Consider the following 26,674-nt stretch of genomic DNA (forward strand, 5'->3'; position numbering starts at 1 on the left):
ACCTGCGGCAGTACGCCTGTATGACCTAGAAAACGCGACAAAAAGGGGCGGATCGGTGGCGGACATCGAGGAAGCACGCAAGCAGTTCCAGCGGATCGATGCGAACGGCGACGGTTTCATCACCGCCGCCGAGCTCAAGTCCGCCATGGCCCAGGAGGGTGACTGGAACGTCACCGAGGCGGTGGCCGAGGCCATCATCAAGAGCCGTGACCTGAACGGCGACAAGGTCCTGTCGTTCGACGAGTTCTGGGCCTACCTGAACAAGTGACGCCCGCACGGAAGGGGGGCACCCGGCCCGGGTGCCCCCCTTCCGCATCGGAATAGTCCACCGGCCCGCGGGGTTGACGCCGCACAGCAGACGCATGCACATGCATCGATCCTGGAAGGGCCTGTCATGAAGATCGGCATCATCGGCGCGGGCAACATCGGCGGCAACCTCACCCGGCGGCTCACCGCCCTCGGTCACGACGTCTCGGTCGCCAACTCCCGTGGCCCGCACACGCTCACCGAACTCGCCCAGGAGACGGGCGCGACCCCCGTACCGGTCGAGGAGGCCGCGCGCGGCGCGCAGGTCGTCGTGGTCACGGTCCCGCTGAAGGCGGTCCCGGGCCTTCCGTCGGGGCTGCTGGACGGCGCGGCCGAGGGGGTCGCCGTGATCGACACCGGCAACTACTACCCCCAGCGCGACGGCAGGATCGCGGGCATCGAGGACGAGGGCCTCACTGAGAGCCGCTGGACCGAGCGGCACATCGGGCACCCTGTGATCAAGGCCTTCAACGGCACCTACGCCCAGGACATCCTGGACGGCCCCCGTCCCGTCGGCGACCCCGACCGGCTGGCCCTCCCGGTGGCAGGGGACGACGCGGCCGCCAAGCGGGTCGTACGCGACCTGATCCACGAGCTCGGCTTCGACACGGTCGACGCGGGCGGTATCGACGACTCCTGGCACCAGCAGCCCGGCACCCCGGTGTACGGCCTGCGCGCGGGCGTCGACGGGGTGACCGAGGCGCTGGCCGAGGCGCCGAAGGACAGGCCGGCGGACTTCAGGGGGTAGAGGCGGGGACCGGTCCGGTCCTCAGCCCAGCGCCCTCGCCACGAACGTGTCCAGGACCCCCGCCCCCACCTCGACCGCACGGGTGCGCCCCTGCCAGTCGGTGATCGTGTGGGAACGGGCCGCCGTGCGCAGGGACCGGACCTGGGCCCCGGTGCCCTTGCCGTCCCGTAGGTCGAGGGCGGCGAGGGCGGCGCGGGCCCAGTCCCGGGTGGACGCCAGCCAGGGGGCGGCCGAGGTGCCCAGGGGCGCGGGGACCGTGTCCGGTACCCCGGCCAGGACGGTGAGCCTTTCCCGCAGGGCCGGTTCGGCCTTCGCGCCGCTTCGCCAGTAGGCCGCCATGAGCGTCGCGAGCTGCGGTGCCTGTGTGGTGTTCAGGCGGGAGGCGCGGTTGACGTCGGCGAAGGCGCGCAGGGCGGTGAGCGCGCGCCGGTCGCCGCCGGCCAGCGCGGACAGGCCCGCGTCGAGTGCCGTGGCCGGCCGGTACGCGGTGGGGTTCCAGGCGTACGCGGCCATCGAGAACAGCGCCGGGTCGGAGGCGGCCGCCTGGTTCATCGGGTTGGCCAGGAGGCCCGCGACCGCGCCGGGCAGGCTGTCCTCGCGGCCCGTGTAGGGGCCGAGCAGCAGATGGTCCGCCGTGTAGTCGTTGACCGGGTAGTTGTCCCACACCAGCAGCGGGTGCCCGTACAGCCGCGCGGCCTCGCGGGCCTGCTCGGTGCGCAGTGCCGGTGAGACGACCAGGGGCCCGGTCCACATGACCCGTACGTCCCGGTCCAGACGCCCGGCCAGCGCGGTCTTGTACGCGCTCGCCCGCGCCCCGTCGTACTCGGTGGGTACGGTGATCAGCGGAGCGGCACCGGTGCGCGTGTCGAGGAACTGGCGCTGCACCTTGTTCAGCAGATCCGCCTGGGCCCGCCCGACCGCGCCCCGCCCGCTGCCGTACACGGAGGCGTCGCGCGCGCAGTTCCAGCGGTCGATCTCGATGTCGTCGAGCGGCACGGCGAAGGCCCGCACCCCGGCGCCGTCCCACAGCTGCCGGAACTTGTGCACCAGCGCGGCCGTGTCCGAGGCCGACGAGTAGCAGATGGAAGGGCCGGGGGAGAGCGCGTACACGAAGGAGATGTGGTCGGCCGCGGCCCGCGCGGCCAGGGTGCGCAGTCCGGCGAGCCGGGGCTCGGGGTACGGGTCGCGCCAGCGGCCGCGCAGATAGGGGTCGTCCTTCGGGCTGTACAGGTACGTGTCGAGCTTCCAGCGTGCCGCGAAGTCCAGCTGATCCAGGCGCTCTTGCCGGGACCAGGGTGTGCCGTAGAAGCCCTCGACGATCCCGCGGGCGGCGGTGGCCGGCCAGTCCCGGATGCGGACGGCGGGCAGCGAGGTGCGCGCGGCCCGGGAACCGACGGGGCGCACCAACTGGGCGAGGGTCTGCGCGGCGTGGAAGGCACCGTCCGGATCCACCCCGGCGAGGACGGCCCGGGGCTGCCCGTGGTCGGTGCCGACGGCGAGGACGTACCCGCCCGCGGCGAGACCGGTGGGTGGGGCGGCACGCAGCGGAGCCAGGGCGCCCGGCGTGCCGCCCGACGCCACCGTGACCAGCAGCTCGCCGGACTTCGGCGCGTCCCCCAGGCGTATCTCGCCCGCGCCGCCCGCGCGTAGCGCCCGGGTGACGGCGTCCAGGGTGGCCGCGTCCGTCCCCGCGTCCGCGCGCACGGCCACACCGCGCCCGATCCGCACCGAACCCGCGTCACGGCGCACGCTGCGCGGCGCGGGCCACAGGGCCGGTAGATCCGCCGGAGTGCTTCCGGCGCGGGTGGTACGCGCCTTGCCGTCGGCCGCCGAGGGGGCCGCGGCCGCGGCGCCGTCCGGGCCGGCGGGGCCGTCCCCGCAGGAGCGGGCGAACACCACGACCACCAGACCGAGGACGAAGCCGATCAGCAGCTGCGGCGGGACGCGGAACTGGCGCACCCGGAGCCCCCTCCATCATCCGTCTGCGCGGGCAGTAGGCAGTCAACTACCATCTGTCGCATCGATTATGACGGAACGGCGGTTTCCGTTCGGGGGGTTACGTGAACGTCGTCGCGGCATGTTGCGCAGCAGTGTGACGTTCCGTCGGATACGGCGGCGAAGGCGTCGACAAGAGGGCACTGTGCGCCAGTTGGCGTAGACACTGCCGACAGCAGGTTCTATCCAGAGATGCGTGGGGCGGACGCGGCCCCTGCTACAGGCACGGGGAGGTCGCACATGGTGGTGGTTCCGGAAGATCCGCACAGCCACTGGATCGTGCTCCTCGACATCGAGGACTTCAGTCTGCGCGCGGAGACCACCCAGGCGACGCTGCACGACGACCTGTACCACGTGGTCGAGTTCGGGTTACGGCGGGCCGGGCTCGGCCTGGACGGATGCGAGGTGCAGGACCGCGGGGACGGCATGCTGCTGCTGGCCCCGCCGGACACCAGACCCACCCTGCTGCTCAGGGAGTTGGTGCGGGGCCTGGAGGACGCGCTGGTCCACCACCGGGACACCTACAACCACGACCACCGGATGCGGCTGCGGGTCGGGTTCGAGCAGGGGCTGGTCAGCAGGCGCGGCGAGCGGTGGACCAGCAATGCCATCAACGACCTCTCCCGGCTGGTCGACGCCGGCCCTGTCAAGCAGGTGCTGGCCCGGGCCGGCCGGGCCCATCTGGTGGTGGTCGTCTCCGAGGACATCCACCGCAAGGTGGTGCTGGGCCGCTACCCGGGCATCGACCCGGCGGCGTATCTGCCCGCCGACTTCGTCACCAAGCACGGCGAACCGCGCCGGGGCTGGGTCACCGTGCCCGGCTATCCGGCGCCACCAGGACTTCCCGCGGAATCGGGGGAGCCGCCACGTGGCAGAACGAGACCGGGGGCGGACCCCGGCACGGGCGGTACCGCGGGAGGAGCGGGCGGTGGGGCCGAACCGGGGAGCCCGGTCCTGCCGCCCTCACTCCACGTCGGCGATGTGACGCACGCTCAGATCGCCGTGGGGGAGGGGGCGATGGCCGTGGGCGGTGACTATGTGCACGGCAACAAGATCGAGCATCACCACGGCTCCCGCGACGTACCCCACCGCGGCACCTCGGCGGACGGCTCATGACCACACCGCCCGCCCCCGCGCCGCCGCCCCTGCCCCCACCCCCACGACGACGGCGCCCACCGGGGGAGGGGCGCCGTCCCCGCAGGGCGCACCTCCGCCCGGCGGCGGCACACCGGGCAGGGCGGTGCCGCGGGCAGCGGCAACAGCGGCTCGCCCCAGCCCGGCACCGCAGGCGGCGCGGACGGCGGTACGCCCCAGCCTGGCGGCACACCCCAACCGGCGGCCCCCGACAACACCGTCGGCGGCAGCGACAGCGCCAGCCAGGCCACCGCCCGTACCGGACAGGGCAGTCTGCGCGCCGGGCTGCTGCGCACCGCCTGGACCCACATCGGCGGCGACCGGGTCGAGGGCGACAAGATCGTCATCCATGCCGGGGGCGAACACCGTGTCGTGCTGCGCACCCTGGCCGCCATGGACGTGGAAGCCGTCCAGCACACCTTCCGGGCCCCGCCCCGCTGGGACGACGTCGTCGTCGACGCCTGGCAGCGCCGCTCGGTCGTACTGCGCGGCCCCGGCGGCGCGGGCAAGACCGCGGCCGCCGTACGCCTGCTGATATCCGCCCGGGCCAAGGCCTTCTATCTGATCGACTCGGTGGCCGAACTGACCCGGCTGACCGACCTCAGACAGATCGCCGGCGCCGGCCTGCTGCTCGACCGGCCCGTCGACCTCGGTCTGCTGCGCGGCCCCCAGCTGGCCGGCCTGGAGAGCCTGCTGCGGGACGCCGACGCCCATGTCGTCGTGACCGCGGGACCGGAGGCCGAACTCGACCGCGACCTCGGCGAGTACGTGCAGCGCATCGCCCACCCCGAGGCCCTGGACACCGTGCTCGCCGCCCATCTCGCCCACCGGATCGGCGAATCGGAGGCCGAACTCGTCCTCGCCACGAACGGCGTCGCCGAACTCACCGCCGAACTCCTGGACCAGGGCGCCGCCTGCCGGATCGCCGCCCAGCTGGCCTGGATCCTCGAACAGGAACACCGCGACGGCGCCGTCGACCCGCGGCGGATCCGCTCCCGCATGGAACAGACCGGCGGAGAGGGCCCCGAGGAGTGGTTCGAGGGACTCGGCGACATGGGACTGCGCACCCAGGCCATCGCCCTCGCCGTCCTCGGCGGACTGCCCCAGGAGTATGTCTCCCTGGCCGCGAGCTCCCTCCTCGACCGGTTCCGCAGCGACCGCGGCGTCCTTGCCGCCAGCGTCGAGCAAGGACCCGTACCGCTGCGCCAGGACCCCTTCAGCCAGTCCCGCCGGCAGTTCGCCGAGAAACTCCGGGCGCGCACCTACTCCGCCGTCACCCGGGGCGACTTCGGCTGGCTGCCGTGCACCGTCGCCGAGTACCGCAACCTCGAGTACCCGGCGCGGATCATCCGGCACGTCTGGTCGGAGTACCGCATCCAGCAGGAACTCGTCGCCTGGCTCGGCGAGTTGGTCGACCGGCCCTCCCAACAGGTGCGCAGCTTCGCCGGGACCGCGCTCGGTCTGATCGCCACCGAGTCCTTCGACCACATCGCCACCCAGATCTTCCCCGGCTGGGTCATGGACGAGGACACCGGCCCGCAGCGCCGCGAGGCCATCGCCTACGCCCTGCGCGTGTGCGCCCGCGACCCCGCGCTGCGCACCGGCGTGCGCAACCTCGTCGACGGCTGGTACATGAGCGGCACCTGGCAGTTCCAGGCCGCGGCCGCCCGCGCCCACGGCCTGTGCCTGGGCGGCGCCGACCTCCCGACGGCCCTGCAGACCCTCACCCGGCTCGGCACCGTCGACCACATCCAGGTCGCCATCGAGATCGGCGACGCCTTCGCCGACCTGATGGAGGAGGACGTCGACACCCACGCCCCCCTGGTGCTGCGCGCCATCGCCGAGATGTCGCACGAGCCCGCCAGCCGCCCCTCCGGCCACCTCGCGTTCCTCATCCTCGCCGACGCCCTGGCCACCGACGAGCCGGCGGCGGGCGGCGCCCCTCCGCGCAGCCGCCCCACCCTGCTCCGGCTGGCCGCCCAGGCCCCGCCCGGCGGCGAACTGCGCCGCCTGCTCGGCTATCTGTGGTCCGAGGCGATCGGCGGCGAACTCTTCGCCGACCAGGCAGGGACCGTGCTGGAGGCCTGGGCCGCCCAGGCCGAGGCCGACCCCCAGCTCCTCGACGACCTGGTTCGCATCCTCGTGGAGGACGTGGCTGCGCGCAGTCCCCGGGCCGGAATGCTCCTGGAGCGCTACGCCCGGCACTGGACCGACCGCGACCGCTTCCGCCCGCTGCCCCGCTCCGCCCGGGTCCTCGGCGCCCGACTGAACACCGCCCCGCCCGCCCGACCCACTCAGCCAGGAGGTGGCCGGTGACCGAGCCGGTCTCATTGATCGTCAACCGGAGTCCGGTGCCCCGCATGGCGGTGGGGCCCACCAAGGCGACCCAGCCGCACCTGGCGGTCGTGTACGCCACCGCCGCCGGCGAGGTGGAGTGCTTCGAGGGCCGCCCGATGACCCCCTCGCAGCAGGTCTTCTCCAAGTACCGCACCCGCTACGAGGTCGATCTGCGCGGCTACCGGCGCAGCGCCGTCCTCGGCCGGAACCCGCTGGTCTCCCGGGACGGCGTGCACGCCTTCGAGGTGAAGGTCGACTTCGCCTTCCGCGTGGACGGCTGGGACGGCGCCAAGGCCCTGGTCCGCTCCGGCATCGACAACCCGCTGCCCCTGGTGCACACCTACCTCACCAGCCTGTTCCACGCCGCCGGACAGCGCTTCGCCATCGAGGACTCCTTCGGCCTCCAGCACTACCTGGGCCAGCGGTGCGGACAGCAGGTGACCCTCGCCGAAGGGCTGGTCGTCTACGGCTGTCAGGTGTCGGTGCAGCCCGACGCCAAGTCCAAGGCCTACCTGGAGTCCCTGATCGAGGCGGGCCGCCGGGAGGCACTGGGCCAGGCCGAACACGTGCCCAACATGGGCGATGTGCTGCGCGAGGGGCAGATCGCGGCCAAGAAGCAGGAACAGGAGATGGAGGCCGCCGCCCGCCAGGCCGAGGCCCTCAGGCATGTCGCCATGGACAGCGAGGGCCTGATCCGGCAGTACATGAACACGCACCCGGAGGACGCCGCGGGCGCGTTCGACATGCTGCGCAAGCTGGAGGAGGCCCGTTTCGCCACCGCCGAACTGCAGAACCAGCGCGCGCTGGCCCTCTTCCAGGCGATGGCCGACAAGAACCTGGTCCAGGCCGGTGACCTGGAGGTGATGCGGCAGCTGCTGACCGACGTGGTCGGCCGCGCCACCGGCGGCGCAGCCCAGCTCCCCTCAGCCACCACCCCGCAGCTTCCCGGCGCCCGGCCCTGGGACGCCCCGGCCGCCCAGCTCCCCTCGGCGTCCACCGCCGGATCCGCCCAGACACAGACCCAGGCACCGCCGCCCCGGCCCGCGGACCAAGGGTCCGGCTTCGCTGGCCAGGGGCCCGGGTTCACCGGCCAAGGGCCCGGCTTCACCGTGCAAGGCGCCGGATTCACCGGCCAAGGCCCCGGGTCGACCGTCGTGGGCGACTCGCTCCCCCCGTACGCCGGACGGCCCGCCGTTCCCACCTACGCCGCCCTGATCTACCTGGTGCTCGACGAGTCCCTCGACCGCGACAGCCTGCAGGAGCTCAACCGCGGCCTGAACGACCTGCACGCCGCGCTCTCCGGCGCACCGGAGGTCGCCAGGTCCCTGCGGCTGTCCGTGCTCGGCATGGCCGCCACCGCGGAACCTCGCCTCCAGCTGGAGACCGTCACCCACGGCACCCGGACGCCCATCCTCACCGGCCGCCCGGGGCTGTCGTACAGCAGCGCCTTCCAGCTGCTGAAGACCGTCGTCGGACAGGACGTCGCCGTCGTCAAGGCCGAGGGCGTCCAGGTGCTGCGGCCGATCGTGTACTTCCTCACCGGCGGCGTCCCCGACGAGGGCAACGGCTGGCGCGAGGCCCATCAGCGGCTGACCGACACCGGCGGCAACCCGGCCGCGCCGAACGTGATCGCCCTCGGCCTCGGCCGGGCCGACGCCTTCGCGGTCCGTGCCGTCGCCACCCGGCCCGAGTTCGGCTTCATGGCACCGCCGAACCAGGACGCCGTGTCGGCCGCCCACAGCTGTGCCGGGTTCCTGCGCGACAGCGTCGTCGGCTACGCCCGGCGCCTCGCCTCCGGCGACCCGCAGTTCTCGGTCAACCCGCCCGACGGCTTCCGGCGGGCCGAGGACGCCTACTGATCCGTACCACCTCCCACGCAGTCAGTCCCACCACGCAAGAACGGAAAGACGATGATGGAAAGCAATCGGGGGCACTTGCTCCCCATCTACGTCCTGGCCGACGAGTCGGGCTCGATGACCGAGCACATAGACGACCTCAACGACGGTCTGCGCTCACTGCACCAGGCGCTGCTCGGTGAACCGATGGCCGCGGCCAAGGTGCGCTTCTCGGTCCTGGGCTTCTCGGACGACGTGGTCGAACGGGTCCACCTGGTCGACCTGCGCAGCGCCAATGAGTTCCCACTGCTGCGCACCCGCGGCATGACCAGCTACCTCGCCGCCTTCGAGGACCTGATCAACCGCATCCCGGGCGATGTCAACGCCCTCAAGAGCGAGGGCTACCAGGTGCACCGGCCCGCGGTGTTCTTCCTCAGCGACGGACTGCCCAACCACGGCGAGGACTGGCAGGACGCCCACCGCAGGCTCACCGACCGCTCGGTCACGCTCGGCGCGCCGAACATCATCGCGTGCGGCATCGTGGACGCCGACGCGCAGACCATCGACCAGGTGGCCACGGAACCGCAGTTCGGGTTCGTCGCCAACAAGGGCGTCGATGTGGGCGGTGCCATCGCGAAGTTCTGCACCGCTCTCACCAAGAGCGTGATCTCCTCGGGCCGTTCGCTGGGCTCGGCGTCCCCGCAGCTGGTGGTCGACAAGCCGGAAGGCTTCACCGTCGCGATCGATGTGATCTGACGTGACCTGGATTCCCAACCGGCACCCCGACGACGACCGGGAGGGGCAGCGGCCCGTGCCGCCGCCTCCCCGGCCCGCGCCCGACCTGTACCCGCAGCAACCGGCCGAGCCCTACGACCGGCCGGATCCGGCGGGCTCCTACGGCCACGACTGGCCGGTGGGCGGCCCTGGCCGCCCGTCGGCCGGCCCGCCCAGCCGCCCCCGCCCCCCGACCCGGCACCGGCTTCCGCCACCCGGTCCGACGCTTTCGCCGAGGGATGGCAGACGATCAGCGTGGACGGCGCCGTTCCCGAGTTCGACCCGAGACCGCCGATCGGAGCCCTGTCGTACCGCCCCGACACCGTCTGCGACGGCTGGTCCACCGAGGCGCTCGACCTGCGGCTCGCCTCGGTGCGCGGCTATGCCCACCGGGCCGAGGGCCGGCCGCGGGAGGACGACGCGGCCGCGGCCTGGGACGAGCACACGCGCACCGTGGTGTTCGCCGTCGCCGACGGTGTCTCCGACGCCCGCCAGCCGCACATCGGCTCCCAGCTCGCCTGCCGCAGCGCGGTCGACGAGATGCTCGGGCAGGTGCGCGCGAGTGGCGGGTTCGTCACCGACTGGCCCAAGCTGCTGAGCACCGTCCACTGGCAGCTGCGGGTGCAGGCCCGCCGGCTGCTGCACCAGGAGGACGCCACCGTCGACGAGACGGCCGACCTGCTGGCCACCACGCTGGTCGCCGGGGCGGCCACGCCCACGCCGGCGGGGGTACGCGTGGCGCTGGTGTCGGTCGGCGACTCCGGGGTGTGGCTGATCAAGAACGGGGCGCTGTATCCGCTCCAGGGCGGCAAGACGGTCGGCGCGGACGGCCTGGTCTCCTCCGCCGTACGGCCCCTGCCGTACGTTCCCGCCGAGGTCGTCCCGTTCGAGTACGTCCTGGAGCCGCCCTGTGTGCTGCTGATCGGCACGGACGGATTCGGTGACCCGGTCGGCGACGGGCGGGGCGTGGTGGCCCAGCTGCTCTGCCGTGAACTGGAGCGCCCGGTACCGCCGTTGGGCTTCGCCCATCTGCTCGACTTCTACCGGGAGACCTTTGACGACGACCGCACGCTGGTGGCCCTGTGGCCGCGCGGGGGCGCGGCGGGGGGTCCGCGATGAGCGCGGTCACGGTGCCCTGGGTACTGCCGGACAAGCTGGGCACCTACACCGGGCACCAGCTGGGCGACGGCGGGCAGGGCATCGTGTACGGGGTGCCCGACCCGCCGGGCAAGTTCGCGGGCGAGTATCTGGCGTACAAGGAGTACCGGCCGACGGAGGCGTACGACAGCGACGTCCTGTACGACATGGTGTGCTTCCGCCAGCTGCTGTCCCCGGCCGACCGTGCCTTCCTGGACGAGCGGCTGACCTGGCCGCTCGCCCTGGTCTACCTGGGCGACACCCCGACGGACCCCCGCCCGTCACGGAACCCGCGCAGCAGGGTCGTCGGCTTCCTCATGCGGCGCGTCACCCAGGACTACGAGCTGCGCATGCCGAGCGGCGAGGTGAAGCTGCAGGCGCTGGAGTTCCTGCTCAACTCGGACGCCTACATGACCCGGGTCGGCCTGTTCGTCGACGACGCGCACCGCGTGGAACTCCTGCTCGATCTGGCCCGCACCCTCGACTGGCTGCACCGGCGCGGGGTGATGGTGGGCGACCTCTCGCCGAAGAACGTCCTGTTCACCCTGCGGGGCCAGGCCCGCTGCCGGTTCATCGACTGCGACTCCATGCGCTACACCGGCAAGGACGTGCTTCAGCAGGTGGAGACCACCGGCTGGGAGGCGCCGGAGCCGGAGAAGGCCACGGTCGCCTCAGACTCGTGGAAGTTCGGTCTGCTCGCCGCACGGGTCTTCAACCGGGACCAGCACAGTCCCGACCTCGGCCCGCTGCGGGCCGTGTCCACCGAGCTCGCCCAGCTCGCCAGCCTCGCCCAGAGCCGCGATCCGCAGCGACGGCCGCCGATGTCCGACTGGCTGACCGCGCTGGAACTGGTGCACAACCGTGTCAAGCGGACCCGGCGCGCCACGGCGCACACCACGCAGCCGCCGGCCCCGACCCCGACGCCCGCGGGCCCCTACCGGCCCCAGCCCCAGCCGCAGCCGCAGCCGGTGTCCCCTCCCCAGGGGTTCACCTTCCCCACCCAGCCCCAGCCCCGCCGCCCGGCCCAGAGCGGCTCGATGGGCAACAGGGTGGCCGGCTGGCTGCTGGGCGCGGTCCTGGTGGGCGGCCTCGTCGGCTACGCGGCGACCCACATGGACTCCACGGACGCCTCGGCGTCGGCATCCCCGGGCGGGCCCTCGGCGACGGCCACCGATGACGTGCACACCAGCGGTGACTCGGACGACGGCGTCAACACCCCGGACTCCGGCGAGGACACCCCGTCCGACCGGGCCGTGGCCCCCGGAGCCACCGTCGACTACTCCCAGGTCGCGGACGACCCCGAGGCCGAGGACGTGGCCACCATGTTCGCCCGCTTCTTCGGCGCGATCAACAAGCACGACTACGACACGGCCCTGGACCACTACGATCCCAGCACCTCGGTGGTGAACCTCGGCTCCACGTCGGCCCGGAACCAGTGGAAGGACGTCATGTCCACCACCCAGGACAGCGACTTCGTCCTGAGCGACCTGTCCTCGGACGGCACCTACACGCTGGCCACCCTGAACTTCACCAGCCACCAGGACGCCGGATACGGCCCCGCCTCCAGCCCGTCCGACACCTGCGACCAGTGGACGATCACCTACCAGCTGACCGACTCGAGCGGCTACCGGATCTACAAGGCGCCCAGGGACGGGGTGAGTTACACCTCCTGCTGACCCTCACCCGCCGAAGGCCTGCGCCTTCAGCTGATCCACCGCCCGGATCGACAGGTACTGACGCCCCGTCACCACCCATCCTCTGCCTCGCCATTGCTCCAGCACACGGCTCACCGTGCGCCGGGAGGTCAGCAGCAGGCCGGCCAGGTCGTCCTGGGACAGGGCGAGGGCGAGACGGCGGCCGGTGCCGTCCGGCTCCGGCATGCCGCACCGCTCCACGAGGTCGAGCAGGAGCGCGGCGAGCCGGGCGGGCACCGGCTCGGTGATGCCGACGCGCTGGAGATCGGCCTCGCGCAGCCGCCGCGACAGGGTCTGTTCCAGGGAGGCGGCGATGCCCGGCCGGGCGCGGGCGAGGACGTGGAAGCGGGTGGCGGGCAGCTGCAGCAGTTCGGCCGGGGTCGCCGTGACGAGCGAGGCCGAGCGCCGCCCGCTCTCCACCGAGGCCTGTTCGCCCAGGAGTTCGCCGGGACCGCGCAGCGCGAGCAGGGCCCGATACCCGGCGTGCGACTGGGCGATCACCTTGACCCAGCCGCGCACCAGCACGACCAGATGGTCCGAGTCCTCGCCCTGCGTCAGGAACTGCCGCTCGGCCGCCACCACGACCCGGGTCGCCGCCCGGAGCACCGCGGCCCGGTCATCGGCGTCGAGCGCCTCCCAGAAGGGGGCGGGGCGAAGACCCACGGCGGTCAGCCCAACGGCCGTACGGCCAGGGACCCAAGTGCGGACGCCCACCGCGCCCACCGCCGCCCGACCCGTATCGAACCCGTCCTCGCCATGCCCCGTCCTCCCGTCGTCGGGCCACCGTACCGGGACCGCACCAGTGTGGCCCGATCAGTCGTCGCCCGCCCACTCCCGGAGCGCGGCCCTGCTCTCGAACGCGGCGACGTCCTTGTCGTGCGGCTCGCTGGTGTACTGGTGGAAGAGCCACTTGGCCTTGATGCGGGGCTTGCCCGCGCTGACGTAGTCGGCGATCCACAGGCCGTCACCTGCGTACGAGGTGACGTCGACATCCAGCCAGTAGTTCCGGTTGGCGTACAGCACGACCTTGTTGTGCGGCCTCAGTTCCTTGACCTTCCGGATGAACAGGTCCTTCTCCGCGTTGCTCGCGTGCGTTCCGTCGCTCGTCGTCTCCCAGTCGACGGCGAGGATGTCGCCCGCGCGCTCGGGGGCGTGCCGGACGAAGTGCTCGGCCTGCGCGGTGAGATGGCCGGGCCACAGGAAGTGGTAGAAGCCGACGACCAGTCCGGCGTCACGGGCGGTCTTGGTCTGGGCGGTGAGCCTGGGGTTGATGTACGAACGCCCCTCCGTCGCCTTGATGAAGGCGAAGGAGAGGCCGTCCGTGCCGTACGAGGAGGACTGGAACGCGCTCACGTCGATGCCGTGCAACATGCGGAACTCCCTGAAGTGCCAGTGGGGTGACAGGAGCTGATGTGTTGTCAGTCCCACCTTTGCACGAGTGATCCGTTCGCGCGCCTGGATTGTCAGCAAAGCTGTCCATGCTCACCGATGTCAGGCTGTAGTCCTGTCCGGCACGTTCGCCGTTGACCGGGGATACCCGCGTTCCGTTGAGACGCGGCCTACATACTCAGACCTTGACGACGCGGATGCCGCGGCCGCACAGCATGAGGAGGTCCTCGGGGGCCGACATCAGGACGCTTACGGGGGCGGGTGAGGCGAGTGCGGTTGCTGCCACGATGGCGTCGAGGGCGTACGCAGGATGCCCCGCTTGGTCTCGACCGCTACCTGGCCCACCGGGCCGTGTTCGGCTTCCGCGTCTTCGATGAGTTCGCGCAGTCGTTCGCGCTCCAACTGGCGCTGGATGAGGGCTTCGACGCAGGCGGACATGCCGCGCTTGCCCGTACGCGCCCTGTGAGCCGCGATCGTGCCTTCATGGAGAGAGACGGAGACAGGCCGGACGGGCCTTCGCCGGGAGCCGAGGACGTGGTCATGCAGCGATTTCAGAACTCTTGTTATTGAGGTGGGGTGACACGAACGCGCTGGTCAGGGCCTACTTCCCTAGCACTCGATGATGTTCACGGCCAGCCCGCCCCGCGCCGTCTCCTTGTACTTCACGGACATGTCCGCGCCGGTGTCCTTCATGGTCTTGATGACCTTGTCCAGGGACACCTTGTGGGAGCCGTCGCCGCGCATGGCCATGCGGGCGGCCGTGACCGCCTTGACCGCGGCCATGCCGTTGCGCTCGATGCACGGGATCTGGACGAGGCCGCCGACCGGGTCGCAGGTCAGGCCGAGGTTGTGCTCCATGCCGATCTCGGCCGCGTTCTCGACCTGCTCGGGGCTGCCGCCGAGGACCTCGGCGAGGGCACCCGCGGCCATCGAGCACGCGGAGCCGACCTCGCCCTGGCAGCCGACCTCGGCGCCGGAGATCGAGGCGTTCTCCTTGAAGAGCATGCCGATGGCGCCGGCGGCCAGGAGGAAGCGGACCACGCCGTCCTCGTCGGCGCCGGGGACGAAGTTGATGTAGTAGTGCAGCACCGCGGGGATGATGCCCGCCGCGCCGTTGGTGGGGGCGGTCACCACACGTCCGCCCGCCGCGTTCTCCTCGTTCACCGCCATCGCGTAGAGCGTGATCCACTCCATCGCGTGGGCCAGCGGGTCGCCCTCGGCGCGCAGCTGGCGGGCGGTGACCGCCGCCCGGCGCTTGACCCGCAGCCCGCCCGGCAGGATGCCCTCGCGGGTCATACCGCGGGACACGCACGCCCGCATCACGCGCCAGATCTCCAGCAGGCCCTCGTGGATCTCCTCCTCGGTGCGCCAGGCCCGCTCGTTCTCCAGCATCAGCGCGGAGATCGACAGACCCGTCTCCTTCGTCAGGCGCAGCAGCTCGTCGCCCGTGCGGAAGGGGTACTTCAGGACCGTGTCGTCGAGCTTGATCCGGTCGGCGCCGACCGCTTCCTCGTCGACGACGAAGCCGCCGCCCACCGAGTAGTACGTCTTCGAGAGCAGCTCCGTGCCCTCGGCGTCGTACGCCCACAGGGTCATGCCGTTCGCGTGGTACGGCAGCGCCTTGCGGCGGTGCAGCTTCAGGTCGTCGTCGAAGGAGAACGCGATCTCGTGCTCGCCGAGGAGACGGATCCGGCCGCCCGATTTGATCTCCGCGACCCGCTCGTCCGCCGTCTCCACGTTCACCGTCCGCGGGGACTCGCCCTCCAGGCCCAGCAGCACCGCCTTGGGCGTGCCGTGGCCGTGGCCCGTGGCGCCGAGGGAGCCGTACAGCTCGGAGCGTATGGAGGCGACCGACTCCAGCACACCCTCATTGCGCAGTCGGCGGGCGAACATGCGGGCCGCGCGCATCGGTCCCACCGTGTGGGAGCTGGACGGGCCTATGCCGATCGAGAACAGGTCGAAGACCGAGATGGCCACGGTGACTCCTCAGTACGGGGGTGGTGCGAAGGGGTGGGGCACCGCGCCCACGGAAGAAACGTGCGCTTCCAGTGTGCGCGGTGCCCGCGCCGGGGTGAACTACTTGGAGAGCCCCGGGTACAGCGGGTGCTTGTCGGCCAGGGCCTTGACCCGGGCCTTGAGGGCCTCCGCGTCGTAGGACGGCTTCAGCGCCTGCGCGATCACATCCGCGACCTCGGCGAAGTCCTCGGCCGCGAAGCCGCGGGTCGCCAGGGCCGGCGTACCGATCCGCAGACCGGAGGTCACCATGGGCGGACGCGGGTCGTTCGGGACCGCGTTCCGGTTGACCGTGATGCCGACCTCGTGGAGGCGGTCCTCGGCCTGCTGGCCGTCCAGCTCGGACTCGCGCAGGTCGACCAGGATCAGGTGCACATCGGTGCCGCCGGTCAGGACGTTCACCCCGGCCTCGCGGGCGTCGGCCGCGGTGAGCCGCTCGGCGAGGATCCGCGCGCCCTCGACCGTACGGCGCTGGCGCTCCTTGAAGTCCTCCGAGGCGGCGACCTTGAAGGAGACCGCCTTGGCCGCGATCACGTGCTCCAGGGGACCGCCCTGGAAGCCCGGGAAGACGGAGGAGTTCAGCTTCTTCGCGAAGTCCTTCTTCGCGAGGATGATGCCGCCACGCGGGCCGCCCAGCGTCTTGTGGGTGGTGGAGGTGACGACATCGGCGTACTCGACCGGGTTCGGGTGCAGACCCGCCGCGACCAGACCGGCGAAGTGCGCCATGTCGACCCACAGATACGCCTCGACCTCGTCGGCGATCCGGCGGAACTCGGTGAAGTCCAGCTGCCGCGGGTACGCCGACCAGCCCGCGATGATCACCTTCGGACGGTGCTCCTTGGCGAGCCGCTCGACCTCGGCCATGTCGACCAGGCCGGCCTCGTCCACGTGGTAGGCGACCACATTGAACTGCTTGCCGGAGAAGTTCAGCCGCATCCCGTGGGTCAGGTGGCCGCCGTGGGCCAGGTCCAGACCGAGGATGGTGTCGCCGGGCTGGGCCAGCGCGAAGAGCGCGGCCTGGTTGGCCGAGGCGCCCGAGTGCGGCTGCACATTGGCGTACTCGGCGCCGAACAGTTCCTTGACCCGGTCGATGGCGATCTGCTCGGCGACGTCGACGTGCTCGCAGCCGCCGTAGTAGCGGCGGCCCGGGTAGCCCTCGGCGTACTTGTTGGTGAGGACCGAGCCTTGGGCCTCCATGACCGCGGCCGGAGCGAAGTTCTCCGAGGCGATCATCTCGAGGGTGGACTGCTGGCGCAGCAGCTCGGCGTCGACCGCGGCGGCCACGTCCGGGTCGAGCTCGTGCAGGGGCGTGTTCAGGACGGACATACGTCTACGACTCCTCAGCCGGCGGTGTGGGCGGCGTACTCGTCGGCGGAGAGCAGGTCGGCCGGCTCGTCCGCGACGCGCACCTTGAACAGCCAGCCGCCCTCGAAGGGGGCCGAGTTCACCAGGGAGGGGTCGTTGACGACGTCCTCGTTGATCTCGGTGACCTCACCCGTGACCGGCGAGTACAGGTCGGAGACCGACTTCGTGGACTCCAGCTCGCCGCAGGACTCGCCCGCGGTGACCGTGGAGCCGACCTCGGGGAGCTGGGCGTAGACGACATCGCCGAGCGCGTTGGCCGCGAACTCGGTGATGCCGACCGTCGAGACGCCGTCCTCGGCGCCCGACAGCCACTCGTGCTCCTTGCTGTAGCGCAGCTGCTGGGGGTTGCTCATGGCCTGAATTCTCCTGTACGCGGGGATGTGCTGATGACTGGGGGAGTACTGAAACCGCAGGTGAGCAGGGTGATGTGCCCGGCATCACAAACGGGCGGGGTGAGGGCCCCGGTGATCAGTCTCTACTTATGGCGCTTGTAGAAGGGCAGTGCCACGACCTCGTACGGTTCATGGCTGCCGCGGATGTCCACGCCGACGCCCGCCGTACCGGGCGCCGAGTGCGCCGCGTCGACGTAGGCCATCGCGACGGGCTTGCCCAGCGTCGGGGAGGGGGCACCCGAGGTGACCTCGCCGATCACCGCGCCGCCGGCGACGACCGCGTACCCCGCACGGGGGACCCGACGCCCCTCGGCGACCAGGCCGACCAGGACGCGCGGCGGGTTCTGCTCGGCGCGGGCGGCGGCCTCGGTGAGGGCCTCGCGCCCCACGAAGTCGCCCTCCTTCTCGAACTTCACCACCCGGCCGAGTCCGGCGTCGAAGGGAGTGAGGGAGGCCGTCAGCTCGTGCCCGTACAGCGGCATGCCCGCCTCCAGGCGGAGCGTGTCACGGCAGGACAGGCCACAGGGGACCAGACCGACGCCCTCGCCGGCCTTGGTCAGCGCCTGCCACAGCTCGACGGCGTGCTCCGGCTTCACGAACAGCTCGAAGCCGTCCTCGCCGGTGTAGCCGGTGCGGGCGATCAGCGCGGGGACACCGGCGACGGTGCCGGGCAGGCCCGCGTAGTACTTCAGGCCGTCCAGGTCGGCGATGGGGGCACCTCCCTGCACGAGCGGAGTCGAGTGCTTGGGGGAGAGGGACTTCAGGATGCCGGGGGACTCGGGGCCCTGGACGGCGATCAGGGCGTACGCGTCGCGGTCGTCGCGAACCTCGGCGTCGAAGCCGGACGAACGTTCCAGCAGCGCGTCCAGGACCACCTGAGCGTTGGAGGCGTTGGCCACGACCATGTACTCGGTCTCGGCCAGCCGGTAGACGATCAGGTCGTCCAGGATGCCGCCGTCGGCCTGGCAGATCATGGTGTAGCGGGCACGGCCCACCCCGACGGAGCCGATGTTGCCGACGAGCGCGAAGTTCAGGAACTTCGCCGCCTCCGCGCCGGTCACCGTGATCTCGCCCATGTGCGAGAGGTCGAAGAGGCCGGCCTTCGTGCGCACGGCGATGTGCTCGTCGCGCTCCGAGCCGTAACGCAGCGGCATGTCCCAGCCGGCGAAGTCGGTCATGGTCGCACCGAGCGAGCGATGCAGCGCATCGAGCGCGGTATGACGGAGTTCGGTACTGCTCATCGGTCGGTCGTCTCCCAAGGCGATGGGGTCCCCCGCGCGAGCCGAATTCGAGCGTGGGGGAGGGCGAGGTCGTTCCTCCCCATCTGTCATCGGAACCTGAGAGGTTCGCCATGACCACCCCTGTCGGGACGACCAGGACTTGCACCTTGGGTGGGGCCACCTCACGGCGGCCCGCTTTTCAGATGTGCCTCGCCCGCGCGGTAACGGTGCCTGAGAGATTCAAGGGAGGGACTTGCTCCTTCGGCGCCCCGGCAGTGTTGCCGAGGACTCTCCCGCGCGGATTCAAACGGCCGGTATGCAGTTGGCGGCCACATCATTGCACGCCTCGCCCGCGTGCGGCAGGTCGGCTTCTGTAACCGGGCTGTGGCAGTACGCGCACGAAAACGCGAGACACCAGGCATTACCTTCTCTTTACACTCGACGGGCAGGCGGTCTCCGAGCCCAAGGGGAGGACGATCACGGTGAACAGGACCACGGCGTACGCCACGACCACGGGCATGGCACTGCCGAAGCGGCCCGCGGCCCAGGCCCGTGGACGCTGCGACGAGCACCCGGCACCGGTCGTCCGCGATCTGCGCGACCGTGCGGGGCACAGCCCGCACGGCCTGCTCTTCGGCCCCCGCGACCTGGTCGTGATCACCGGCCTGCCGGGCAGCGGCAAGTCCACCCTGATGCGGCGCGCGGTCCGCGGCGCGCGCATCGACTCCCAGGACACCCGCGACCGCTGGGACGCCCGCATGCCCCGCCTCCTGCCGTACGCGCTCTACCGCCCCCTGGTCCGCCTCGCTCATTACGCAGGGCTGCGCCGCGCCCTGCGCTCCGGCGAGGGGGTCGTCGTGCACGACTGCGGCGCCCAGACCTGGGTGCGCGACTGGCTGGCCCGCGAGGCCCGCCGCCGCGGCGGCACCCTGCACCTGCTGCTGCTCGACGTCACCCCGGGCACCGCGCTGGAGGGCCAGCGCGAGCGCGGCCGCGGCGTCTCCCGCTACGCCTTCCTGCGCCACCGCGGGGCCGCCGCCCGCCTCCTGCGCACGGTGGAACGGGGCGAGCTGCCCCCGGGCTGCGGCTCGGCGGTGCTGCTGGACCGGGCGGCGGCGGACGTCCTGCACCGGATCGGCTTCGCGGGGTGAAACCGGGTCACCGGAACCCGCTAGCCTTTCGAGCCATACCAGTGGTTCCCAGCAGGCGGTAGGCAGATGGACTTCCCGGCGGACTTCCCCACGGACTTCCCGGCACAGGCGCACCCCCATCCGCACGGCGGATGGCCCGGCAACGAGCTGGAGGAGGTGCTGTCGGCGTCCCTCGGCGTGCCGTCGGCCGGCGCCCGGATCGTCGAGGTCCTGAGCCGCGCCTTCGTATGGATTCCGCTGCCCAACGGCGGCGGCCCGGACAGCGGTCCCCTCGATCTGCCCACGCTGGAGATAGAGGGCCAGGTGTACGTCCCGGTGTTCAGCTCCGAGGAGCAGTTCCGCCAGGTCGTCGGCTCCCACATGTCGTACACCATCGCGCCCGCCGTGGAGTTCGCCCGCGGTCTGCCCCCGCAGGTCGGCCTCGCCGTCAACCCGGACGGCGTGGTCGGCGTCCCGCTCCCGCCGGCCGCGGTCGCCGAGCTGTGCCGGGCCGGGCGCACCGCACTCGACGGACCCTCGACCGGCGGCCGCGTCCGCCTCTTCGAACCCGACTGGCAGGACGACCCGGTCGACTTCCTCACCGCGGCCTCGGCGGAGTTCGCCGCGGCGGGCGTGGTCGCCACGGCCCGCCGCTGCCTGGCCGCGATCGAGACCGCGGACCCGGTGATGTTCGTGGGCGTCGAACTGTCCCAGTGGGAGGGCGACCTGCGAGCCCTCCCCCTGGAAGCCCTGGGCAAGGCCCTGGGAAAGGTCCCGGTGCGCTGGCCGGTCAACCTCGTACTGCTCGACGTGGCGGAGGACCCGGTGGGCCACTGGATGAGGGCGAACGTCCGCCCCTTCTATCAGCACGGCCACTGAAGCGCGCTTCCCCGACGCGCACCGGGTCTCGAGCCATTGGGCGCTTAAGCTGTTTCCATACGCGGGGCAACTTCTCGAAGAGGCGGTAAACCAGGTGAGCGCGAGCGGCAGCGGCACCGCGACCGGACAGGTCGAGCACATGCTGCGGCAAGTCACGCCCGGGCGTTACGACGCCTACGAGGCGCTGCTGCGCGCACTCGCGACCCCGTCCTCCGGCCAGGTGTGGATGCTCCTGTGGCACGGCCAGGGCGGCTCACCGGACGCCCAGTACGGAAACATGGAGGTCGACGGGTACGGCTACGCCCCCTGCGTCACCTCCGCCCAGGAGCTGTCGGCCAGCGGCTGGAACAGATCGTACGAGGTCGTCGACGGCCTCGACGTGGCCCGCACGCTCTACCCCGACCAGTACGGCCTCTGGCTGAACCCGCACGCGCCCGGCGGCGGCGTGGGCATCCCCTGGCTCGACCTGCGCCGCATCGCCACGGGCCTGGACCGCCAGCCCGCGGGCCCGCTGCGGCTGACCGAACCGGCCATCGAGATCCCCCAGTTCTACGCCCTGCTCGCGCAGAACGCCCACCGCACCCCCGCGGTCCGCTCGCTGCGCCGGGCCTGGGTGCAGCCGGCGCTGGGGGCGCCGTACCTGGCCATCGGCCTGGACGTGTACGACACCTCCCCGCCCGCGGTCGACTCGGTGCGGGCGATGATGCAGCAGTCCGTCGGCGCGGTACCGGACGGGCTGCCGGTGTCGACGGTGGCGATGACGGACGAGTACGACCCGGTCGTGATGTGGATGCGAGCGGGCGCCCGCCCGTTCTACGACCGCGAGGCACACGCGGCTCCCGCCGCAGGCGGGGGCTACTGGGCCCAGCTGCCACAGAGCGGAGCGTACTGAGCCCCGCGGCCAACTTCAGCATGTATGTCCGGGTTTGTCGCTTTGGAGAGATCTTCGCGCGTAGATTTGGGTGAATTTTCGGCTTTTGTTCATCCATAGGCGGTTTGGCGGTGTCCGCCCCCCGCAACTTCCCGTCCGCATAACGGGTAACCACAGCCTGCATCACGGTTGCGCATCCATTCACTGTCAAGTCTGGCAACTGATCGGCGAAGCGTTGAAGACTCCCACTTCAAGGGGTTCGCCCCTGTGTACGACGGACTGAATGAGGCCGCTACCAGCGGCAAGTGCGGGCCGGCTACCGCCGGTTGAGAGGGGTCCCTGCCAGATGACGGCACCATTGCACGAGCCGACTGCGGAAGCGGCCCCGAGCGCGGCCGAAGAAGCGGCGGCTGCCGCTGTCGGTGAAAAGGCCGTACAGGGACGTTCCCTGGGCCGGATCGCCTGGGAGCGCCTCAAGCGGGACAAACTCGCCCTCACGGGTGGCGTGGTCGTGCTTGCCCTCATCGCGCTCGCCCTGCTCGCGCCGGTGATCACCAACCTGCTCGGGCAGGACCCGGACGCCTACCACGAGGGCCTGATCGACCCGCTGTTCGGCACCCCGAAGGGGTCGCTGGGCGGCATCAGCGGAGACCATCTGCTGGGTGTCGAGCCGGTCAACGGCCGCGACATCTTCGCCCGCATCCTCTACGGTGCTCAGGTCTCGCTCCTGGTCGGCTTCCTGTCCGCCATGGTCGCCGTCGTTCTCGGCACCGTGCTGGGCATCCTGGCCGGCTTCTTCGGCGGCTGGGTGGACTCCCTCATCAGCCGCGTCATGGACGGTCTGCTGGCCTTCCCGCAGCTCCTGTTCACCATCGCCCTGGTCTCCGTCATGCCGAACGACATGCTCGGCCTGACCGGCTCCAGCGTGCGGGTGTTCGTGATGATCCTGGTCATCGGGTTCTTCGGCTGGCCGTACATCGGGCGCGTGGTGCGAGGACAGACCCTCTCGCTGCGTGAGCGCGAGTACGTCGAGGCCGCCCGGTCGCTGGGCGCCGGCCGCTTCTACATCCTCTTCAAGGAACTGCTGCCCAACCTCGTCGCGCCCATCGTCGTGTACACGACGATGATGATCCCGACCAACATCCTCACCGAGGCGGCACTCAGCTTCCTTGGCGTAGGCGTCAAGCCGCCTACCGCCTCCTGGGGGCAGATGCTCTCGAGCGCGATCGACTACTACGAGTCGGACCCCATGTACATGGTGGTTCCGGGCGTGGCGATCTTCGTGACCGTTCTTGCCTTCAACCTCTTCGGCGACGGCGTGCGGGACGCGCTGGACCCGAAGGGCTCCCGCTGAACCGCCTTACCCCAAGCGTCCCGTGGCACTGCCACGGGGTCTCTCATCAAATCCGGAGGATCCGAGATCGTGACTACCCAACGCACCTCAGGGCGGCGGAAGCAGGCGTTGGCCGCTGCTGTCGCGGTCGCCGCGCTGATGACCACGGCAGCGTGCGGCGGCGGCAACAGCGATGACGGCGACAAGGGCTCGAAGACGGGCGCAGCCGGTTTCGACGCGGCCAACAACAAGGTTGCCCAGGCCGACCTCGCCAAGAAGGGCGGCACGCTGCGGTTCGGTGGTGCCCAGGACGCCGACTCGTGGGACACCACGCGTGGCTACTACGGCTTCATGTGGAACTTCGCGCGCTACTACAGCCGTCAGCTCGTCACGAACAAGACCGAGCCCGGCAAGGACGGCGCCACGCTGACCCCGGACCTCGCCACCGGTCTCGCCAAGGTCACCGACAAGGGCAAGACCTACACGTACACCCTGCGTGACGGCGTCACCTGGGAAGACGGCAAGCCGATCACGTCCAAGGACATCAAGTACGGCATCGAGCGCGTGTGGGCGCAGGACGTGCTGTCCGGTGGTCCGGTGTACCTGAAGGACGTCCTCGACCCCAAGGGCGCGTACAAGGGCCCGTACAAGGACTCCGCCAAGGACAAGCTGGGTCTGAAGGCGATCGACACGCCGGACGACAAGACCATCGTCTTCCACCTCCCGAAGGCCAACTCGGACTTCGAGGAGATGCTGGCCCTGGTCTCGGCGTCCCCGGTCCGCCAGGACATGGACACCAAGTCCAAGTACGGTCTGCACCCGTTCTCCTCCGGCCCGTACAAGTTCGCCTCGTACAGCCCGGGCAAGGACCTCACCCTGGTCCGCAACGACAAGTGGAGCCAGGCCTCGGACCCGATCCGCAAGGCCTACCCGGACAAGATCACCGTCCAGTTCTTCTCGGACGCCAACCAGCTGGACCAGCGTCTGATCAACGGTGACCTGGACCTGGACATCAACCAGACCGGCATGTCGCCGCAGGGCCGCACGACCGCCCTGAAGGAGCACAAGGCCAACCTGGACAACCCGGTCTCCGGCTACATCCGCTACGCGGTCTTCCCGCAGAGCGTGAAGCCGTTCGACAACATCGAGTGCCGCAAGGCCGTCATCCTGGGCGCCGACCACGTGTCGCTGCAGACCGCCCGTGGTGGCCCGATCGCCGGTGGCGACATCGGCACCAACATGCTCCCGCCGTCCGTCGCGGGCGCCGAGGGCCAGAAGTACGACCCGTACAAGCTGGCCGGCGCCAACAAGAGCGGCAACGAGGCCGACGCCAAGGCCGCGCTGAAGGCCTGCGGCAAGCCGAACGGCTTCAAGACCACCATCGCCGTCCGCAACAACAAGCCGGTCGAGGTGGCCACCGCCCAGTCCCTGCAGGCGTCGCTGAAGAAGATCGGCATCACCGCCGAGATCGACCAGTACGACGGTTCGCAGACCACCGGCATCATCGGCAGCCCCGCCAACGTGAAGAAGAAGAACTACGGCATCATCATCATGGGCTGGGGTCCGGACTTCCCGTCCGTCCAGGGCTTCGGTCTGCCGCTGTGGGACAGCAAGTACATCCTGGACAGCGGTAACTCCAACTACGCGCTGATCAAGGACAAGACGATCGACGGCCTGTTCGACCAGTACACCACCACGCTGGACGACGCGGGCAAGACCAAGATCTCCACGGAGATCAACCACAAGGTCATGGAGGGCGCGTACTACCTGCCCTTCGTCTTCGAGAAGTTCATCAACTGGCGCGGGGACAACCTGGCGAACGTGTACACCACCGACGGCTACAGCGGTACGTACGACTTCGTCAACCTCGGCCTGAAGTCAGCGAAGTAAACCCGGCACACCCGCCGAACGGCACGAAAGGCAGGTGAAGGCCGGCGACGTGTGATCGCGGGCCACCTGGGGGTACCTCCCACGCCCATAAGGCAGTGGGGGAGACCGTAGGTGGCCCGCGGTCCGCGGCGGGCCGAGAGCTGTGCTCGCTTACCTCATCAGGCGGCTGTTCGCCGCCGCAGTGATGCTCGTGGTCATCGTCATGGTGGTCTTCGGCATCTTCTTCCTCATCCCCAAGTGGGCAGGGGTGGACATCGCCTCGAGCTTCGTGGGCAAGCAGGCCGACCCGGCCGCCGTCGAAGCCGTGCGCGTGAAGCTGGGACTCGGCGACCCGATCTACACCCAGGTCTGGCACTTCTTCAAGGGCATCTTCGCGGGCCGCACCTACGCGGCCGGCGGTGACGTCACCCACTGTGCCGCGCCGTGCTTCGGCTACTCCTTCCGCAGCGAGCAGGCCGTCTGGCCGGTGCTGACCGACCGCTTCCCGGTGACCCTGGGTCTCGCGCTCGGTGCCGCCGTGCTGTGGCTGGTCTTCGGTATCGCGGCGGGTGTGCTCTCCGCGCTCAAGCGGGGCAGCCTCTGGGACCGCGGCGCGATGCTCGTGGCGCTGTCGGGTGTCTCGCTCCCCATCTACTTCACCGGCATGCTCTCCCTGGCGATCTTCGCCTTCGGTCTGAAGTGGCTCGACGCGAAGTACGTGCCCCTCGACCAGAGCCTCGGCGGCTGGTTCGGCGGCATGATCCTCCCCTGGATCACCCTCGCCTTCCTCTACGCGGCGATGTACGCCCGGATCACGCGCGCCACCATGATGGAGATCCTCGGCGAGGACTACATCCGCACGGCGCGGGCGAAGGGCCTCAAGGAGCAGGTCGTCATCGGCAAGCACGCGATGCGCTCCACGATGACGCCGATCCTGACCATGCTCGGCATGGACCTCGGCGCCCTCATCGGCGGTGCCATCCTGACGGAGTCGACGTTCAGTCTGCCCGGTCTGGGCCAGGCGGTGCTCAACGCCATCAAGAACCAGGACCTGCCCATCATCCTGGGCGTCACCCTGATCACTTCTCTCGCGGTGCTCATCGCCAACCTCCTGGTGGACATCCTGTACGCCGTGATCGACCCCCGCGTGAGGCTGTCATGACCGAACTCAGCAAGACCGGAGCCGCCGTGGGCGAGCCCACCTCCGCGCACACCCCGACCGCCTTCCTCGAAGTGCGCGACCTGAAGGTGCACTTCCCGACCGACGACGGCCTGGTCAAGTCCGTGGACGGGCTCAACTTCACGCTGGAGAAGGGCAAGACCCTCGGCATCGTGGGCGAGTCCGGCTCCGGCAAGTCGGTGACCTCGCTCGGCATCATGGGCCTGCACACCGCCGGCCAGTACGGCAAGCGCAAGGCGCGGATATCCGGAGAGATCTGGCTGGACGGCACCGAGCTGCTGTCCGCGGACCCCGACCACGTACGCAAGCTGCGCGGCCGCGAGATGGCGATGATCTTCCAGGATCCGCTGTCGGCCCTGCACCCGTACTACACGATCGGCCAGCAGATCGTGGAGGCGTACCGGACCCACCACAAGGTCGACAAGAAGACCGCGCGCAGGCGAGCGGTCGAGATGCTCGACCGGGTGGGCATTCCGCAGCCCGACAAGCGCGTCGACAACTACCCGCACGAGTTCTCCGGCGGTATGCGTCAGCGCGCGATGATCGCGATGTCGCTGGTCAACAACCCCGAGCTGCTCATCGCGGACGAGCCGACGACCGCCCTGGACGTGACCGTCCAGGCGCAGATCCTCGACCTGATCCGTGATCTGCAGAAGGAGTTCGGCTCCGCGGTCATCATCATCACCCACGACCTGGGCGTCGTCGCCGAGCTGGCCGACGACATCCTGGTGATGTACGGCGGCCGCTGCGTCGAGCGGGGACCGGCGGACAAGGTGTTCTACGAGCCCCGGCACCCCTACACCTGGGGCCTGCTCGGCTCGATGCCGCGCCTCGACCGTGAGCAGCAGGACCGCCTGATCCCGGTCAAGGGCTCCCCGCCCTCCCTCATCAACATCCCGTCCGGCTGCGCCTTCCACCCCCGCTGCCCGTACGCGGACATCCCGAAGGACAACGTCACCCGCACGGTCCGCCCCGAGCTGACCGAGGTCGGCAGCAAGCACTGGGCCGCCTGCCACTTGAGCAAGGAGCAGCGGGAGCGTATCTGGACCGAAGAGATTGCGCCGAAGCTGTGA

23 protein-coding genes, 1 pseudogene and 2 riboswitches are annotated in these 26,674 nt (G+C 70.7%); of the genes and pseudogenes, 15 read left to right on the plus strand and 9 right to left on the minus strand.

Annotation, left to right across the window (positions count from 1 at the left end; all coding sequences use genetic code 11):
- Positions 1–55 precede the first annotated feature (55 nt).
- Both N8I87_RS28220 and N8I87_RS28225 read left to right on the plus strand, forming a co-directional pair.
- Positions 56–268 (plus strand): EF-hand domain-containing protein, encoded by a 213-nt coding sequence (locus N8I87_RS28220; RefSeq protein ID WP_263212902.1) that lies wholly within the window; start codon positions 56–58, stop codon positions 266–268.
- Positions 269–379: 111 nt separating this feature from the next.
- Positions 380–1,054 carry an NADPH-dependent F420 reductase gene (locus N8I87_RS28225; protein WP_411577391.1) on the plus strand — a complete coding sequence of 225 codons (675 nt, stop codon included), beginning with the start codon at positions 380–382 and terminating at the stop codon, positions 1,052–1,054.
- Positions 1,055–1,075: 21 nt separating this feature from the next.
- Here the strand turns inward: N8I87_RS28225 and N8I87_RS28230 are convergent, their stop codons facing one another.
- Complete coding sequence (locus tag N8I87_RS28230) at positions 1,076–3,013, minus strand: glycoside hydrolase family 84 protein (RefSeq protein WP_263212907.1); 1,938 nt, start codon at positions 3,011–3,013, stop codon at positions 1,076–1,078.
- Positions 3,014–3,289: 276 nt separating this feature from the next.
- Here N8I87_RS28230 and N8I87_RS28235 point away from each other — a divergent pair, with 276 nt between their 5' ends.
- Complete coding sequence (locus N8I87_RS28235; protein WP_263212947.1) at positions 3,290–4,165, plus strand: hypothetical protein; 876 nt, start codon at positions 3,290–3,292, stop codon at positions 4,163–4,165.
- Here the strand turns inward: N8I87_RS28235 and N8I87_RS28240 are convergent.
- The gene (locus N8I87_RS28240; protein ID WP_263212950.1) at positions 4,160–4,534 is read right to left on the minus strand and encodes a hypothetical protein; all 375 of its coding nucleotides are present in this window, start codon (positions 4,532–4,534) and stop codon (positions 4,160–4,162) included. The genes N8I87_RS28235 and N8I87_RS28240 overlap by 6 nt on opposite strands.
- 21 nt (positions 4,535–4,555) lie before the next feature.
- On the opposite strand from N8I87_RS28240, the gene N8I87_RS28245 reads away from it, so the two are divergent.
- From N8I87_RS28245 to N8I87_RS28265, 5 genes are all read left to right on the plus strand, one after another.
- Entirely contained in the window at positions 4,556–6,499 is a 1,944-nt protein-coding gene (locus N8I87_RS28245; RefSeq protein ID WP_263212953.1) for a hypothetical protein, read from the plus strand.
- Positions 6,496–8,379 (plus strand): vWA domain-containing protein, encoded by a 1,884-nt coding sequence (locus tag N8I87_RS28250; protein WP_263212955.1) that lies wholly within the window; start codon positions 6,496–6,498, stop codon positions 8,377–8,379. Before N8I87_RS28245 ends, N8I87_RS28250 begins: the two co-directional genes overlap by 4 nt.
- A 51-nt stretch (positions 8,380–8,430) precedes the next feature.
- Positions 8,431–9,111: a vWA domain-containing protein gene (locus N8I87_RS28255; RefSeq protein WP_263212957.1), complete on the plus strand. Its 681-nt coding sequence runs from the start codon at positions 8,431–8,433 to the stop codon at positions 9,109–9,111.
- A 273-nt stretch (positions 9,112–9,384) separates the two neighbouring features.
- Complete coding sequence (locus tag N8I87_RS28260) at positions 9,385–10,248, plus strand: protein phosphatase 2C domain-containing protein (protein WP_263212959.1); 864 nt, start codon at positions 9,385–9,387, stop codon at positions 10,246–10,248.
- Complete coding sequence (locus N8I87_RS28265) at positions 10,245–11,942, plus strand: hypothetical protein (protein WP_263212960.1); 1,698 nt, start codon at positions 10,245–10,247, stop codon at positions 11,940–11,942. Before N8I87_RS28260 ends, N8I87_RS28265 begins: the two co-directional genes overlap by 4 nt.
- 3 nt (positions 11,943–11,945) lie before the next feature.
- Here N8I87_RS28265 and N8I87_RS28270 read toward each other — a convergent pair whose 3' ends face one another.
- From N8I87_RS28270 to gcvT, 7 genes and pseudogenes are all read right to left on the minus strand, one after another.
- Positions 11,946–12,623: a Crp/Fnr family transcriptional regulator gene (locus N8I87_RS28270; protein WP_263212963.1), complete on the minus strand. Its 678-nt coding sequence runs from the start codon at positions 12,621–12,623 to the stop codon at positions 11,946–11,948.
- A 150-nt stretch (positions 12,624–12,773) separates the two neighbouring features.
- On the minus strand, positions 12,774–13,331 hold the full coding sequence (locus N8I87_RS28275) for a glycoside hydrolase family 25 protein (RefSeq protein WP_263212966.1): 558 nt from the start codon (positions 13,329–13,331) through the stop codon (positions 12,774–12,776).
- 196 nt (positions 13,332–13,527) lie between these two features.
- Positions 13,528–13,656: pseudogene (locus N8I87_RS28280) on the minus strand (DNA-binding protein); the annotation flags it as partial.
- 302 nt (positions 13,657–13,958) lie between these two features.
- A complete protein-coding gene (locus N8I87_RS28285; RefSeq protein WP_263212969.1) occupies positions 13,959–15,326 on the minus strand; it encodes an L-serine ammonia-lyase in 1,368 nt (455 codons plus the stop codon).
- A gap of 99 nt (positions 15,327–15,425) precedes the next feature.
- Positions 15,426–16,688: a serine hydroxymethyltransferase gene (gene glyA, locus N8I87_RS28290; protein ID WP_263212973.1), complete on the minus strand. Its 1,263-nt coding sequence runs from the start codon at positions 16,686–16,688 to the stop codon at positions 15,426–15,428.
- Positions 16,689–16,702: 14 nt separating this feature from the next.
- Positions 16,703–17,080: a glycine cleavage system protein GcvH gene (gene gcvH, locus N8I87_RS28295; RefSeq protein WP_263212975.1), complete on the minus strand. Its 378-nt coding sequence runs from the start codon at positions 17,078–17,080 to the stop codon at positions 16,703–16,705.
- A gap of 122 nt (positions 17,081–17,202) precedes the next feature.
- Complete coding sequence (gene gcvT / locus N8I87_RS28300) at positions 17,203–18,360, minus strand: glycine cleavage system aminomethyltransferase GcvT (protein WP_263212977.1); 1,158 nt, start codon at positions 18,358–18,360, stop codon at positions 17,203–17,205.
- A gap of 73 nt (positions 18,361–18,433) precedes the next feature.
- Positions 18,434–18,548, minus strand: a riboswitch (glycine riboswitch).
- Positions 18,549–18,645: riboswitch (glycine riboswitch) on the minus strand. It abuts the riboswitch before it with no gap.
- 176 nt (positions 18,646–18,821) lie between these two features.
- Between gcvT and N8I87_RS28305 the strand changes: the two genes are divergently transcribed.
- The 7 genes from N8I87_RS28305 to N8I87_RS28335 all read left to right on the plus strand — a co-directional run bounded on the left by N8I87_RS28305 (position 18,822) and on the right by N8I87_RS28335 (position 26,674).
- Positions 18,822–19,490, plus strand: coding sequence for an ATP-binding protein (locus tag N8I87_RS28305; RefSeq protein WP_263212979.1), 669 nt, complete (start codon positions 18,822–18,824; stop codon positions 19,488–19,490).
- 66 nt (positions 19,491–19,556) lie between these two features.
- Positions 19,557–20,348 (plus strand): enhanced serine sensitivity protein SseB, encoded by a 792-nt coding sequence (locus N8I87_RS28310; protein ID WP_263212981.1) that lies wholly within the window; start codon positions 19,557–19,559, stop codon positions 20,346–20,348.
- Between the two features lie 139 nt (positions 20,349–20,487).
- Positions 20,488–21,240, plus strand: a complete 753-nt coding sequence (locus tag N8I87_RS28315) for an enhanced serine sensitivity protein SseB C-terminal domain-containing protein (RefSeq protein WP_263216712.1) — start codon at positions 20,488–20,490, stop codon at positions 21,238–21,240.
- A gap of 325 nt (positions 21,241–21,565) precedes the next feature.
- Positions 21,566–22,573, plus strand: coding sequence for an ABC transporter permease (locus N8I87_RS28320; protein ID WP_263212983.1), 1,008 nt, complete (start codon positions 21,566–21,568; stop codon positions 22,571–22,573).
- A 69-nt stretch (positions 22,574–22,642) separates the two neighbouring features.
- On the plus strand, positions 22,643–24,442 hold the full coding sequence (locus N8I87_RS28325) for an ABC transporter substrate-binding protein (RefSeq protein WP_263212986.1): 1,800 nt from the start codon (positions 22,643–22,645) through the stop codon (positions 24,440–24,442).
- 142 nt (positions 24,443–24,584) lie between these two features.
- Positions 24,585–25,583: an ABC transporter permease gene (locus N8I87_RS28330; protein WP_263212987.1), complete on the plus strand. Its 999-nt coding sequence runs from the start codon at positions 24,585–24,587 to the stop codon at positions 25,581–25,583.
- Positions 25,580–26,674 (plus strand): ABC transporter ATP-binding protein, encoded by a 1,095-nt coding sequence (locus N8I87_RS28335; RefSeq protein WP_263212989.1) that lies wholly within the window; start codon positions 25,580–25,582, stop codon positions 26,672–26,674. Before N8I87_RS28330 ends, N8I87_RS28335 begins: the two co-directional genes overlap by 4 nt.

This window comes from Streptomyces sp. HUAS 15-9 (genome assembly GCF_025642155.1).
Taxonomy (GTDB): domain Bacteria; phylum Actinomycetota; class Actinomycetes; order Streptomycetales; family Streptomycetaceae; genus Streptomyces.

Excerpts from the sequence above, each read along its gene's own strand:
- gcvH (WP_263212975.1), bottom strand. The coding sequence starts at position 17,080 with ATGAGCAACCCCCAGCAGCTGCGCTACAGCAAGGAGCACGAGTGGCTG.
- N8I87_RS28265 (WP_263212960.1), top strand. The coding sequence starts at position 10,245 with ATGAGCGCGGTCACGGTGCCCTGGGTACTGCCGGACAAGCTGGGCACC.
- N8I87_RS28310 (WP_263212981.1), top strand. The coding sequence starts at position 19,557 with ATGGACTTCCCGGCGGACTTCCCCACGGACTTCCCGGCACAGGCGCAC.
- N8I87_RS28335 (WP_263212989.1), top strand. The coding sequence starts at position 25,580 with ATGACCGAACTCAGCAAGACCGGAGCCGCCGTGGGCGAGCCCACCTCC.
- N8I87_RS28235 (WP_263212947.1), top strand. The coding sequence starts at position 3,290 with ATGGTGGTGGTTCCGGAAGATCCGCACAGCCACTGGATCGTGCTCCTC.
- N8I87_RS28320 (WP_263212983.1), top strand. The coding sequence starts at position 21,566 with ATGACGGCACCATTGCACGAGCCGACTGCGGAAGCGGCCCCGAGCGCG.
- N8I87_RS28255 (WP_263212957.1), top strand. The coding sequence starts at position 8,431 with ATGATGGAAAGCAATCGGGGGCACTTGCTCCCCATCTACGTCCTGGCC.
- gcvT (WP_263212977.1), bottom strand. The coding sequence starts at position 18,360 with ATGAGCAGTACCGAACTCCGTCATACCGCGCTCGATGCGCTGCATCGC.
- glyA (WP_263212973.1), bottom strand. The coding sequence starts at position 16,688 with ATGTCCGTCCTGAACACGCCCCTGCACGAGCTCGACCCGGACGTGGCC.
- N8I87_RS28275 (WP_263212966.1), bottom strand. The coding sequence starts at position 13,331 with ATGTTGCACGGCATCGACGTGAGCGCGTTCCAGTCCTCCTCGTACGGC.
- N8I87_RS28240 (WP_263212950.1), bottom strand. The coding sequence starts at position 4,534 with ATGGATGACGATCTTGTCGCCCTCGACCCGGTCGCCGCCGATGTGGGT.
- N8I87_RS28315 (WP_263216712.1), top strand. The coding sequence starts at position 20,488 with ATGCTGCGGCAAGTCACGCCCGGGCGTTACGACGCCTACGAGGCGCTG.